16 protein-coding genes are annotated in these 13,152 nt (G+C 31.0%); 14 read left to right on the forward strand and 2 right to left on the reverse strand.

The genetic code is table 11. The features are described from left to right. The first annotated feature begins 8 nt into the window (after nt 1-8). From ACKF5P_RS11945 to ACKF5P_RS11980, 8 genes are all read left to right on the forward strand, one after another. Complete coding sequence (locus tag ACKF5P_RS11945; protein ID WP_408956659.1) at nt 9-281, forward strand: DUF3343 domain-containing protein; 273 nt, start codon at nt 9-11, stop codon at nt 279-281. 331 nt (nt 282-612) lie between these two features. Then, on the forward strand, nt 613-828 hold the full coding sequence (locus ACKF5P_RS11950; protein WP_408955414.1) for a hypothetical protein: 216 nt from the start codon (nt 613-615) through the stop codon (nt 826-828). 2 nt (nt 829-830) lie between these two features. Continuing rightward, nucleotides 831-1,604: a hypothetical protein gene (locus ACKF5P_RS11955; protein WP_408955415.1), complete on the forward strand. Its 774-nt coding sequence runs from the start codon at nt 831-833 to the stop codon at nt 1,602-1,604. Continuing rightward, nucleotides 1,597-2,178, forward strand: coding sequence for an ABC-three component system middle component 1 (locus ACKF5P_RS11960; RefSeq protein WP_408955416.1), 582 nt, complete (start codon nt 1,597-1,599; stop codon nt 2,176-2,178). Before ACKF5P_RS11955 ends, ACKF5P_RS11960 begins: the two co-directional genes overlap by 8 nt. Then, a complete protein-coding gene (locus tag ACKF5P_RS11965) occupies nt 2,171-4,729 on the forward strand; it encodes an AAA family ATPase (protein WP_408955417.1) in 2,559 nt (852 codons plus the stop codon). Before ACKF5P_RS11960 ends, ACKF5P_RS11965 begins: the two co-directional genes overlap by 8 nt. A gap of 88 nt (nt 4,730-4,817) precedes the next feature. Beyond that, a complete protein-coding gene (locus tag ACKF5P_RS11970; RefSeq protein ID WP_408955418.1) occupies nt 4,818-4,967 on the forward strand; it encodes a hypothetical protein in 150 nt (49 codons plus the stop codon). A gap of 597 nt (nt 4,968-5,564) precedes the next feature. Beyond that, nucleotides 5,565-5,990: a hypothetical protein gene (locus tag ACKF5P_RS11975; protein ID WP_408955419.1), complete on the forward strand. Its 426-nt coding sequence runs from the start codon at nt 5,565-5,567 to the stop codon at nt 5,988-5,990. After that, nucleotides 5,953-6,180, forward strand: coding sequence for a GNAT family N-acetyltransferase (locus tag ACKF5P_RS11980; RefSeq protein ID WP_408955420.1), 228 nt, complete (start codon nt 5,953-5,955; stop codon nt 6,178-6,180). The genes ACKF5P_RS11975 and ACKF5P_RS11980 overlap by 38 nt, the downstream gene beginning before the upstream one ends. A gap of 40 nt (nt 6,181-6,220) precedes the next feature. On the opposite strand, the gene ACKF5P_RS11985 is transcribed toward ACKF5P_RS11980, so the two are convergent. Continuing rightward, nucleotides 6,221-6,778, reverse strand: a complete 558-nt coding sequence (locus ACKF5P_RS11985) for a chromate transporter (RefSeq protein WP_408955421.1) — start codon at nt 6,776-6,778, stop codon at nt 6,221-6,223. Then, nucleotides 6,775-7,353 carry a chromate transporter gene (locus tag ACKF5P_RS11990; RefSeq protein ID WP_408955422.1) on the reverse strand — a complete coding sequence of 193 codons (579 nt, stop codon included), beginning with the start codon at nt 7,351-7,353 and terminating at the stop codon, nt 6,775-6,777. Before ACKF5P_RS11990 ends, ACKF5P_RS11985 begins: the two co-directional genes overlap by 4 nt. Before the next feature lie 245 nt (nt 7,354-7,598). Here ACKF5P_RS11990 and ACKF5P_RS11995 point away from each other — a divergent pair, with 245 nt between their 5' ends. The 6 genes from ACKF5P_RS11995 (at nt 7,599) to ACKF5P_RS12020 (ending at nt 13,133) form a co-directional block, all read left to right on the forward strand. Next, a complete protein-coding gene (locus tag ACKF5P_RS11995) occupies nt 7,599-7,925 on the forward strand; it encodes an ArsR/SmtB family transcription factor (protein ID WP_408955423.1) in 327 nt (108 codons plus the stop codon). Between the two features lie 144 nt (nt 7,926-8,069). Continuing rightward, on the forward strand, nt 8,070-8,783 hold the full coding sequence (locus ACKF5P_RS12000; protein WP_408955424.1) for a metallophosphoesterase family protein: 714 nt from the start codon (nt 8,070-8,072) through the stop codon (nt 8,781-8,783). A gap of 31 nt (nt 8,784-8,814) precedes the next feature. Next, nucleotides 8,815-9,876 (forward strand): ACR3 family arsenite efflux transporter, encoded by a 1,062-nt coding sequence (gene arsB / locus ACKF5P_RS12005; protein WP_408955425.1) that lies wholly within the window; start codon nt 8,815-8,817, stop codon nt 9,874-9,876. Between the two features lie 254 nt (nt 9,877-10,130). Beyond that, nucleotides 10,131-11,126, forward strand: coding sequence for an acyl-CoA dehydratase activase-related protein (locus ACKF5P_RS12010; RefSeq protein WP_408955426.1), 996 nt, complete (start codon nt 10,131-10,133; stop codon nt 11,124-11,126). Further along, the gene (locus ACKF5P_RS12015) at nt 11,101-12,183 is read left to right on the forward strand and encodes a 2-hydroxyacyl-CoA dehydratase (protein WP_408955427.1); all 1,083 of its coding nucleotides are present in this window, start codon (nt 11,101-11,103) and stop codon (nt 12,181-12,183) included. Before ACKF5P_RS12010 ends, ACKF5P_RS12015 begins: the two co-directional genes overlap by 26 nt. Continuing rightward, entirely contained in the window at nt 12,180-13,133 is a 954-nt protein-coding gene (locus tag ACKF5P_RS12020; RefSeq protein WP_408955428.1) for an acyl-CoA dehydratase activase, read from the forward strand. Before ACKF5P_RS12015 ends, ACKF5P_RS12020 begins: the two co-directional genes overlap by 4 nt. The last annotated feature ends 19 nt before the right edge of the window (nt 13,134-13,152 follow it).

Consider the following 13,152-nt stretch of genomic DNA (forward strand, 5'->3'; position numbering starts at 1 on the left):
TGAGAATAATGAAAGAAGAGTATAAGTTATATGTTTTTAATTCAACACATCATGCCTTAAAAGCAGAGCAAGTACTTAAAGATAATGGATACCAGTTGATGATGGTGCCGATACCTACTGAGATTACTGCTGATTGTGGTACTGCTATTAAATTAGAAGTTGAGTCAGAACAAGAAGCTTATGATTTGCTGATTGGAGCTAAGGTTGAGGTAGCAGGGTGTTATCAGGTGATTAAGGGTGGCTGTGAAAAGAGGATAATTAAGCTAGTTGTGGATAAGTAAGATATAAATAATAAATCAATATTTTTCTCGATTATGTTGGACTATATTTTTATCGGGAAGTTACTAATTAATCTTCTGTTGGTGCAGGAGATTAATTTTTTGTTTTGTTTGGATAGTTTTAAAGGAATAAGATAATTTTGGTAGAAATTATTTTTATATGTAGTCTTTTCAGGTTTAGTGTCATGAAGGTAGTAATTAAAAGGGATAAGCTGTCAGAAGTTATATGAGATAGTAGTGGAACTATCTTTGTAAAGATAAGAGTTATGCGAAAACCAGACATACCTTTATATTTTGTATAATGATAATCCAAAAAGAAGAGGAGATGATACTAATGGAAAAAGGTTTTTTAATAGTACCAGCTATAGAAAATAATTATCAGCTGATTGGATTTATAGTTCTTGTTTTGGCTATTGCAGTTGTTGCAGTATTTAAAATTAAAGAAAGTATTAATAATAAAACGAATAATCTTAAAGTAGGAGGAATTTTTAATAAAGTTGAAGATATAGACCAAAAAATTGATGAATCTGAATATAAGGAAGGGAGTTAAAAATGAAATTAAAAGAATTTAATAATAATATTGAAGTTGGTGGAATTGGAAATAAGGTTGAAAATCTAATACAAGAAACTTATGTTGATACAAAAAAATTTGATGATGAAATAGAAGATATAATTAATGATTTGAATCATTTTATACAAAATGGGCTAGAAGAATTTTTGGAAAAAGATGGAAATGCAATTTGTTTTGAAAAAGGAATACATATATTAAGAAGTCAATTAAAAAAACCTAATATTTTAGATTTGGTTCAACAAAAAATAGTACAAATGAAAGCTAATGAAAGAAAATCAATTCTTGGATTTAATATGAGAATGAAAGATTTATTAAGTTTTTTAATACTTTTATCAGTTTGCAATAGAGATTATAGTATTGAGAAAGAAAATGAATTGTATAAAATTCTATCTATTTTAGATGAAAAAACAATGAAGTTCCTGTTATATAATTTAACTATATCAGAACAGGAACACATTAAAAAAGTTGGAACTAAGGTTCTTAAACATTTGTTGTTTTCTGATTATCGTCCTAAAAAAAGAGAAAAAATTTTAATATGTGGCACTAATGTTCCTAAATGTACCAATAATTGTGAAAAACCTAAGGAATTATTTCCTAAAGTTATTGATGATTTTACAAATATAAAAGAAAATTATCCTGATTTTTTTAATGGGTTACAAAAAAGTCCCAATTTAATTTGTGGTAATTGCTTATCTAAATTGCCTAAATATGAAAGAGGTAAAAAAATATTGAAAGGAATTGATCAGCATGGGTAAAAAGTTCAATATTAAGGTGTTAGATAAAAGTAATTTTCCAGAAGAAACAAGAGAATTATATGATGGTATTTGTTATAATCCATTTGCTATATTTGTGGTTGGCATTGCAAAAAATGAAGAAGAATTAAAATACAAATGGCAAGAATTAGAAGATTTTGTTCTAGGATTCATTCAAAATAATGAAGAGTTTATTGATAATTATTTTGATAATCCAGATATTATATGGGATGTATATATTGTATTATTGGTCAAATTTGATGTTGATTTAGCTTTAAGAATGAAGATTGAAAATAGTAGGCTATATTGTAAAAAAGTTATTTTGGATTATGATGTTAATTTATCTATTAAAGAAAACTTATCTAATTTAATATTATTCCAAAATTTAAATCTAGATATGGTAAACACAACTATTAGTGAAGAAATATTTAGGAATGATTTAAGCAAGACGACTAAAGATAAAGAATTAGCTTTGTTGATAAAAAATAATAGTTTAGATGAAACTAATAATTTTAAAGGTAATGAAATTATTAAAGGGTGGTTAGGAGATATAGAGGTGAGTAATAAAAATGTATAAATTAAAAGAGGTTAATATAAAGGATTTTAGAGGATATAGAGATGAAAAAATTAAGATTCCTGAAGCAGATATAATTTTACTAGTAGGGAACAATGGCTTTGGAAAGACTTCTTTTTTTGATGCAGTTGAATGGGGGATTACTGGTCAACTTAAAAGATATGAATCTGGTACTAATGAAAGAAATGCAGAGTGCTTTCTTAAAAACAAACACGCTAATCAACAAGGTTATGTAAATATTGTTTTTGAAGATGAAGAGGGTCAAGAGGTAGAGATAAAGCGAACTACTAAAGAAGAAAGAGGAAATGATTATAATCAAGGACTACTAGAAATAAAACAAGATTTAAAGGAATCAATTACAGATATATTAGTCAAAAGGACTAAAGAAAAAGACTTTGACCTTAATAAATCATTTAACTTTTCTCATCTATTAAGTCAGGAATTAATTAGTGATTTTGTGAGAAATCATAAAGAGACTGAACGTTATTCTGTTTTGAGTAATTTAATAGGATTTAAGAATTATGATGCTTATAGCAAAAAATTAAAGAATCTAAGGATGAAATGTAGTAAAAAATATGAAATATTAAAAGAAGAACAAGGAGAAAAAGAAAAGGAAGCAATAGTATTAAAGGAAAAGGTGAAAAATTCTACTAGCCAAGATGGGAAGAATCTGAGAACAAAATATTCTACAATTATTATGGGAATTTCTTTACATGATTCAATTGATAATAATATCTTTCCCAAAGATATTACTAAGATGGACAAAAGGAAAGTTTTAAAAACATTAAGAAAAGAAAAAGATAATTTAGATAAAGAAAGTATTTCCTGTAAAGAAAATTTAGAAAAGATAGTTGACTTACAGGAAAGAAAAAACAATTATACTAAATGGTGTAGTCAACAAAGTAATTTAAGAAAAGTAAAAGAAGCCATAGATAAGAAAAGTAAGATTAACTATATAAAGAAAAATTATGATAGTAATTTGAATCAAAAGGGGTTAGAAGAAGAGTATAATGAAATAACCAAAAAGATAGATAGTTTAAAAGATATGATTGGGATTATTAATGATAAAGATAAGAAGATAATGGAAAAGATAAAACTATTAATAGAACAAAAAAAAGAAGTTAAAGAACAGTTTACAATTAAGATACTTATACTTAAAGGTTTAAGTAAAGATATTGATAATACAAAAGAAAAGTTAAACAATATTGAAGAAAAAATTGTAGAAGTAAGTAATATCGAGAAAAAACTTTTGGCAGGTGCACATGATTATTTTTTAGAAAATAGTTCAGCAGAAAGATGTCCAGTCTGTTTAAATAAAATTGAAATTAATAATATAATCAATGAACTGAAGGAACGGTTAGAAAGAGAAGGAGGAGAGGTGATAAAAAATTATTTAAAGCAAAAGGAAAAAATTAAAAGTGAGTTAAAAGATAAGATAAGTGAAAGGGATAATTTAAAAGAGAAAATGAAGAATCAGTATGTAGAATTTAAAGAAGGAGTCTTGAAAGAACATAAGGTTATACTTGAGGAAAAGGATAATCTTAATGAAAAAATAAAAATTATAAAAAAGATTAAGCTGTATTTGCAAGAGTTTGATTTAGAAGAAGTTAGGGATAATATACTAGATGAGTTGAAAAAAATAGAAGATAAAAATAATAAAGTGTTGAAGGATGATAAATATAAAAAATACACTATAGCTGGTCAAGATGAAAATATAGAACTATTAAATGATGAGTTAGAACGGATTAATAAAAAAATAAGCAGTTATCAAATTAAGCTAGAAAATTTAGAGGTAAGTAATATAGGTGAATTAAAAATCCTATTTAAAAAATATCAAGAAAAAACAAGTAGGGTTAATTATAGGAGAGAAAAAATTTCTGAAATAATCTCTAAATTGGATAATATTATTCAGTCTATGGAAAATTCGAAAGATAATGATAAATTACAGAAGATAAAAAAAGAAATTAGTATTATTGAGAAAAAAGTAGAGTTTTTAGAGGAAAAAGAAAAAGAGTTAAAAGAGATTGAAAAAGAAGTACCTGCTGTAATTAACAAGATGACTGAAAAAATATTAAGACCTTATAAAGAGTTAGCTAATACTATTTATCGAAAGATAAACCCACAACCGATTTATAGACGAATGGATTGGAAGATAGATTCTACAGGACATAATAATGGTACTTTGCGATTAAAGATGTATTCTGATGATGGAAAGGAAGCTAATCCTTCATACATATATAGTTCTGCTCAAGTTAATGTTATAGTATTATCATTATTTTTAAGCTTTGCTCTTCAACAAAATTGGAGTAAGTTAGATGCTATTTTTATGGATGATCCTGTTCAAAATATGGATGACATTAACATTTTTTGTTTAATAGATGTTTTACGGAATATTGTTTTAAAGGAGAGTAATGCAAAGCAAATATTTATTTCAACCCATGATAGAAAGTTATTTAATTTTATGAAAAAAAAGTTTAGGATGTTAAATGTATTTGTATTAGAATTTAAAGGTTATGATAAAAATGGGGCTAAAATAGATAAATATATTCTTTAAAAAGAGCCTGGTCATCGCATAACATGAGCTTAACGACATCTAACCTAGGAAGCATAGCTAGAAGCCAAGGATGACATATGAAAGTTCTATGCTTAATCTAGAGTTAGGAGCATTGATGAGACGTCGTGAAGTTCAGGGACGTTATGTGACAGTGCGACCAGCCCTTGAAATAACAGGGATTAAGCTATATCTTAGGCTGTCTAAATCGAGAGACTTTTGGACTATTTATTCTATTTGAAATAACCCTATTTACGGGTGCATTATCGGTAACGATTTTGTACTAAGCCGTAAAGACAATGTGAAATAGACTGCTAGCCTTAAAGCAGGTGATTGTTAGGGTAAATATACTGTTAAGATTAAATTAATTGAATTACCGAAAGCTTCGTCAAACGTGAATAGTGAAATTAGGCTGATACACTATGACCAAAAGGTATGAGATGGGGTCAGGTAAGTTGTCGTATTGCTTGACAAATAGACCAATATCTTCGGAGTAAAGGTAGAATCTAAGACAGTATGAACTGGCTAAGGTGTAGAACTGGGAAAACCCAATGAGTTCCTGATAATATCAGGTAGGTCAAAAGATTGTCGTGATACAATACTTAGTGGGTATGAGAGGTTGGAAAAAGCGAAGGCTATCTTGTAATGAGGTAGATAGGGGTTCAAAATTTGCCCCACTCTGAAAGGAGGCAGACTTCCTTAAAGTAAAATAGCACTATGATAAGAAGCCTAAATATTGAAGCCTATTAGGTATCTAAAGGATATCTAGTAAAAACTCTGGTTGTAACAAGGGAGGGTTATCATTATTAGAAAAGAGATAAAAGATGAATGGAAAGATATGAAAAACAAAGGAAAAAAGAAGTATATTATTTTTAATGTTGTTTTATTGAGGACATTACCGCTTGGTCTTGTTTTACTAGTTATAGATAAGCTTTTTGACTTTGGATTTGATTTTATTTCAAGTGAAGGGCTTATGTTTGATCTTTTATTAACTGTTATTAGTTTCATATTATTAGGTGTTTTTATAGGTGTGTTAGAGTGGAAGTTTTATAAAAAAGTTAGGGAAAATAAGTATAATAATAAACAGATAAGAAGAAATTATGCTGTCATATATGGTGTCATATCTTGGGGGTTATCTATTGCACTTTCAAATTTAATTACAAGATCTCATTCATTTATAGAGTTTCTGATTACTATGGGTATTTGGTTAATAGGTGGCTATATTTTTGGGTTGGTTACATTTCCAACAATATTTAATAAATAATATATTTCTTAGAGTCTATTCTTTTAATAAACGGGCAGTAAGTTGCTATAAGAAATCTGGTTTTAAAGAGATTGGTAGAAGAAGAGAAGCATATATAATAGGAAATAAGAAGTATGATGATATTTATATGGATATATTAGCAACTGAATTCAAGGGGAAAATAGATAAGTTAATGGAAAAAGAAGATTAAGTGGCTGGTATTTAAGTAGAGTGGGGCTGTATTATACAATTTAATATTTAAAGATTATCCCTATAATACCTGCCCCTACTAAATATAGTACAGGGTGTTTTTCATATTTGTTGATTAAATAAAAAGTTATGATAAATAATAAGAATGCTTTGAAATTGATAAAATCTAAAAATTGTTGAATATCTACTGACAGATTGAAAAGCTCTTCTTTTCCCACTTCAAAGGCTACAAATGCGATCAATCCTACTACTGCCGGCCTAATTGTACTAAGTCCACCTTCGACTAATGGATGTTCATTAAACTTAATAAAATAGCGAGCTATTAATGTGATAATTATTATTGATGGGGTTGCTAGACCAACAGTAGCGGTTATCCCTCCTAGTACGCCGGCAGTATTGTAGCCGACAAAAGTTGCTACATTAACACCAATTGGCCCGGGGGTTGATTCGGAGATTGCAATCATATCAAGTAGTTGTTCACTGGTGATCCAGCCATATTTTTCTATAAGCTGTTGTAAAAATGGTAAAGTAGCAAGTCCGCCACCTATTGAGAAGAGACCTATTTTAAAAAACTCTATAAATAATTTAAGATATATCATTCTTGATCCAGCTCCTTATCTAAATTCCTTTTATCTAGGTTTTTGATCCTTCTAACTTGATTAATAACTCCAATTAAAGCAGCACTGACAATGACTATAATTGGTGAGATCCTTGCAACAGCTAGAAGTAAAAATGACAATATAAATAAGAGTATACCTAAATAGTCTTTAACTGATCGGTACCACATCTTTACTACTATATGTGCTATTAAAGCAACTACACCAATCTTAATACCACCGAAAGCATGTTGTATTAATTGATAATCTTGAAATTGATAAAAGAATGTAGCTATTGTCATTATAATCAGTAAAGAGGGAACTACCATACCCAGTGTTGCAGCTAATGAACCTAATATACCACTATGTTTATAACCGATTAAAGTAGCTGTATTGATAGCAATGATCCCAGGAGTGCATTGACCGATTGCATAATAATCAATAACTTCCTCCTTTGTAGCCCATCTCTTCTCATTTACAATCTCTTGTTCAATCATTGGTAGCATTGCATAACCACCTCCAAAAGTAAATCCTCCTATGCGAAAGAAGATAATAAATAATTGCCATATATCCTTCATTTGAGTATCACCTCTATAATAATATTTAATAGCCTCTTTAGATCACACTTATGGTAATTTATAACCAGTGATAGTATATCAGATAAGTCTATCGTTGACAACTAGTTGAAAGGTTTGAAGTTAATATATTTTAATTATAATTATACTGAATGGAAGTATGGTTAAAATATATTGACAAAGTGGAATCAATAACATAACATATAAATACATATAAATATGTTGATGAATAATGAGGGGGAACTCTAATGAATGAATTTACAGAATTAACCGAATTATTAAAGGCAGTAGCTGATCAAAGAAGGCTACAAATTATTAGTTTGTTATCCTGTGGCAAGATGTGTGTCTGTGATATTACTGCACAGCTGGATTTAAGCCAGCCTAACATATCGCATCATCTTAAGATTTTAAAGAATGCAGATTTAATTGTTGCTACTAAGAGGGGAAGGTGGGTAGATTATCAATTAAATAAAGACAAATTAGAGAGTTTACAAAAAAGATTAGGTGATGTACTTGCTGGTTGTGATGCAGAGGAGTGTGGGATTACAAGACTTAATTGTGGGGAAAAATGTTAGGGTGCTTTTAGCTAAAATAAAATATTAGAAATTAATCTTGTTATGTTGTTGAGTAATAATGGTCTGTTTTAAGGTTTTGATTTTATGATTTAGTATTTTTGCTATCAATTATTAACTATAAACTGATTTTAAGGAGAGTCTAGGATGAGATTAGCTATAATTTCTGATATTCATAGTAATATTGATGCTTTAAATCAAGTGTTAGAGGATATTAAAAGAAGGGATATAGAACAAGTATTCTGTTTAGGTGATTTAGTCGGTTATAATCCTTTTCCTAATCAAGTAGTTAAAAGAATAAAAGAAGAAGGAATTAAAACGGTTCAGGGGAATTATGATGATGCTATTGCTAATAGTCGGATTGTTTGTGGCTGTGATTATAAGACAGAACAAGCTAAAAAGATTGGGCTAAACTCAATCCAATTTACTAATCAAGAGATCAATGAACAAAATAGAGAGTTCTTAAAAGAATTACCTCACCAATTAGAGGTTGAAACTGGAGATCTAAAGGCTCTATTGGTTCATGGAAGTCCAAGGCAGTTAAATGAATATCTTTATGCTGATAGTCAAGAAGTAATAGAAGTAGCTCAGGATTTAAAAGCAGATCTCTTATTGTGCGGTCATACGCATCTACCTTATCATAAGTTGATTGCAGGAAAACATATAATTAATGTTGGTAGTGTTGGTAAGCCAAAGCATGGTAATCCCAATGCAGTCTATACGATTATTGAAGTGCATGAAAGAAAGGTTAAAACAGAATTTATTGAAGTTACTTATCCAGTTGAGAAGGTAGCTACTAGGATTAGGGAGACTGGTTTGGCTGATGAGTCGATTGAATTGCTTAAGTTAGGGCGGGCTTAATTAGAAGGTTTTAAATAGAGGAGGAGTTTAAATGAGTCAAGAAGATATTAAGAAACAACAGACAGAGGGAATAGGTTTTTTTGAAAAATATTTAACGGTTTGGGTAGCAATCTGTATTATAGTTGGAATTGGGATAGGGCGTTTTTTACCTGCTATTCCTGAAACTTTGAGTCAATTAGAATATGCTCAAGTTTCAATTCCAGTAGCAATTTTAATTTGGTTTATGATCTATCCGATGATGTTGGAAATTGATTTTAGTAGCTTATTAAAAGTCAAGGAAAGAACTAAACCACTAACGTTGGTAACGGTCAGCAACTGGTTGATTAAGCCATTTACGATGGCCTTTTTTGCCTGGTTGTTCTTCAGGCATATTTTTAGTGGTTTGATTGGCCCTGATTTAGCTGACCAGTATATTGCTGGTGCAATTTTATTAGGTTCAGCTCCCTGTACAGCCATGGTCTTTGTCTGGAGTTATTTGACCGATGGAGATCCAGAGTATACTTTAACTCAGGTTGCTTTAGATGATGCAATCTTAGTCTTTGCTTATGCTCCAATTGTAATGTTATTATTAGGAGTAACTGACTTTACAGTTCCTTATGATACTATTATCTTATCTGTGGTTTTATATGTAGTAGTGCCATTGGTAGCAGGTTATTTATCTCGGAAATACTTAATTAAGAACAAAGGAATAGAGTGGTTTGAGAATGTATTTCTTAAGAAATTAGATAATGTTACGATTATTGGATTGTTATTGACATTAATTATTATCTTTTCTTTCCAAGGGGATGCTTTAATTAATAATCCATTGCATATTTTATTAATTGCAATTCCAATTACAATTCAGGCATTCTTTATCTTCTTTTTGGTCTATGGAACTGGAAAGGCTTTGAAGCTAGAGCATCCAATAGCTGCTCCAGCAGCAATGATTGGGGCCAGCAACTTCTTTGAATTGGCTGTAGCGACTGCTATTTCTGTTTTTGGTATTACTTCTGGTGCAGCTTTAGCTACTGTGGTTGGGATTTTAGTAGAAGTTCCTTTGATGTTAGTTATAGTAGGGGTTGCTAATCGAACTAAGCACTGGTTCCCTAATTAGGGAAAATAAATACAAATTGAAGAGAGTTGAATAAATTTATTTAAATTTAAGCTCAGTTTGAAGTAGCTTGACAGGGATGATAAAATCTAATATAATAATGATGCCAGGGGTAGGGGTAGGGGGTATGGGTAAAAACAAATAACCCTCTTGCTTTACCTTAGTTCAATAAATCCAAGGAAATGAATTCATTCCTTGGATTTATAAATTTTATATGGTAAAATAAGAATAAATTCAAAAGCAAAAGGAGGGTATTAATGGTTAAGATAGGTGTTCCAAAAACATTAGCATATTATGTTTATTTTCCGTTATGGAAGACATTTTTAGAAGAGCTAGGAGTGAAAATTGTCTTATCTGAGGATACATCACGTGAAATAATAGATGCAGGTGTTAAGGAGACAGTTAATGACGCTTGTGTGCCAATTAAATTATTTCATGGGCATGTTTTGAACTTAAAAGATAGAGTTGACTATTTATTTATTCCTCGGCTAGTCAGCCTGAATGGTAAAAGTATTTATTGTCCTAAATTTTTAGGCTTGCCGGATATGGTTGCTAGTTCCTTAGATGATATACCTCCTATTTTGGATCCAGATATTGATTTAAGAAAAGGTTTACTGAATTTATACAAAACTATCTTTAAATTAGGTACTAAATTTACTAAAAACCCAGTAAAAATTATCAAGGCGGCTTATAAGGCTAAACAAGATTGGAAGCAATTTAATCAATATTTACAAGCTGGTTATACAGCAGTAGAAGCAATGGATAAGTTAAATGGAGCAGATATTGATTTAAATGAGGGGGATGATGATTTAAAGGTTGCTGTATTGGGTTATCCTTATATTATTTATGATCCTTTTATCAGTGTGGGTATGATTCAAAAGTTAAGAGAGTTAGGGGTTAAGGTTGTTACAGCAGATATGGTAACAGCAGATAAGTTAAAGCAAGATTTTAAAGGGTTATCTAAGGATCTTTTTTGGACATTTAGTGATCAAAAAATTAAGACAGGTCTGCATTATTATGATCAAGCAGATATAGATGGAGTTATTCATGTTACTGCATTTGGTTGCGGGCCAGATTTTATAGTCGATAAGAAGTTAGAGTTAGAAGGGAAGAGAAGAACTGATGTCTCTTTTATGTGTTTAACGATTGATGAACATACTGGAGAAGCAGGTATAGTTACTAGATTAGAAGCTTATGTGGATATGCTTAGGTTAAGGAGTGATAGAAATGAGAGTAGTATTACCATATCTTAGTAACTCACATGTGGCATTAAAATCTCTAATAGAATCTTTTGATCATCAAGTAATTACCAATCAACCTAGTAAGAAGACTTTAAGTTTAGGTGTACAGCACTCTCCAGAGTTTGCTTGTATTCCCTTTAAGATTTTGCTTGGAACATATATTGAGGCTTTAGAAGATGGAGCAGAGATGATTATTGCCTCTGGAGGAAAGGGTCCTTGTCGAGCAGGGCATTATGCTCAATTACATAAAGAGATTTTAAAAGATTTAGGTTATGAATTTGAAATGGTTGTTTTTGAATCTTTGACCGATAGTTTTAGAGATTTTTTCGGTAAGATACGTAAGGTAGCTGGTGATGCATCTTGGTTAAGGATAATTAAAACAATGTGGCGTGAGTGGAATAGGTTAATTGCTTTAGATAAGTTACAACAGAAAGTACATAAAGTTAGACCGCGTGAATTAAAGCCTGGTCATACGACTGATGTTTTTGATGAAGTAGTAGACTTGGTTGCTCAGGCTCAGAGTATAGCTGAAATTAAAGAAGCCAAGAAGGAAGGGATAGAAGAGTTAGAGGCTATTCCTCAAAACAAAGAATTTGAGCCATTAAAGATTGGAATTATTGGAGAGATTTATGTTGTTTTAGAGCCTTTTGCTAATTTGGAAGTAGAAAAAGTGTTAGGTGAAATGGGTGTTGAGGTTGATCGTTCAATCTATTTAACTGATTGGACAGAAGAACATAGCTTTTTTCTTCCAGCTGAAGATCCAGCAAGAGAAGCAGCTAAACCATATTTAGATCAATTAATTGGTGGCCATGGTCAGGAATCAGTTGGTAGGACAGTATTATATGGTCAAAATGATTATGATGGTGTGATTCATTTAGCTCCTTTTACTTGTATTCCTGAAATTGTGGCTAAGAGTATATTACCAGAAGTAAGTAAAGAAGAGGACATTCCAGTTTTGACCTTATTTTTAGATGAGAAGACAGGGGGCGAAGGTATCAGAACAAGATTAGAAGCTTTTATTGATCTATTGACTCAAAAGAGGGGAAGGAAGGAGATGAAGATTTCATGAATGGATATCTAGGAATAGATGTAGGTTCTGTTAGTACTAATTTAGTTGTAATTAATGAAGAGCAAGATGTAATAACCAAATTATATTTAAGAACTAAAGGAGAGCCAATTAAGGCTATTCAGCAAGGCTTGCAGGATTTAAAAGAGGAAATACCAGCTGACTTAGAGATCAAAGGTGTAGGAACAACAGGAAGTGGTCGTAAACTAGCCAGTGTAATTGTAGGAGCTGATATTGTAAAGAATGAGATTACAACTCACGCAATTGCTTCTTCTCATCAAGTGCCAGATGTACAGACTATTTTAGAGATTGGTGGCCAGGATTCTAAGATAATTATTTTGCGGGATGGTATTGTAGTTGATTTTGCAATGAATACTGTCTGTGCAGCTGGAACAGGATCATTTTTGGATCAACAAGCAGGAAGATTACAGATTCCAATTGAGGAGTTTGGTGATTTAGCACTGGATTCTGAAAATGATGTTCGGATTGCTGGACGTTGTTCTGTCTTTGCTGAGTCTGATATGATTCATAAGCAGCAGTTAGGTCATAGTGTGCAAGATATTATCAATGGCTTATGTCAGGCGTTAGTTAGAAATTATTTGAATAATATCGGAAAAGGAAAGGATATTTTAGGGCCAATCGTCTTTCAAGGAGGGGTAGCAGCTAATAAAGGTATTAAGGCTGCTTTTGCTGAAGCACTTGATACTGAGATTATCATTCCTGAAAATTATGATGTAATGGGAGCTTTAGGCTCTGCTCTGTTGGCCCATCAGGAGGTTTCTAAAACAGGAGCAACGAACTTTAAAGGGTGGGATAGTGCTAGTTTAGATTATCAACCATCAAGTTTTGAGTGTGAAAGCTGTACTAATCGCTGTGAGGTAATTGAAATTTATGTAGAGGAAGAGTTAGCTGCTCGTTGGGGTCATAGATGCCATAAGTGGGATATGGTCTGATTTAGTTTAATTTTAAGGC

The organism is Natroniella sp. ANB-PHB2, assembly GCF_046097105.1.
In the GTDB taxonomy this organism is placed as follows: Bacteria; Bacillota; Halanaerobiia; order Halobacteroidales; family Halobacteroidaceae; genus Natroniella.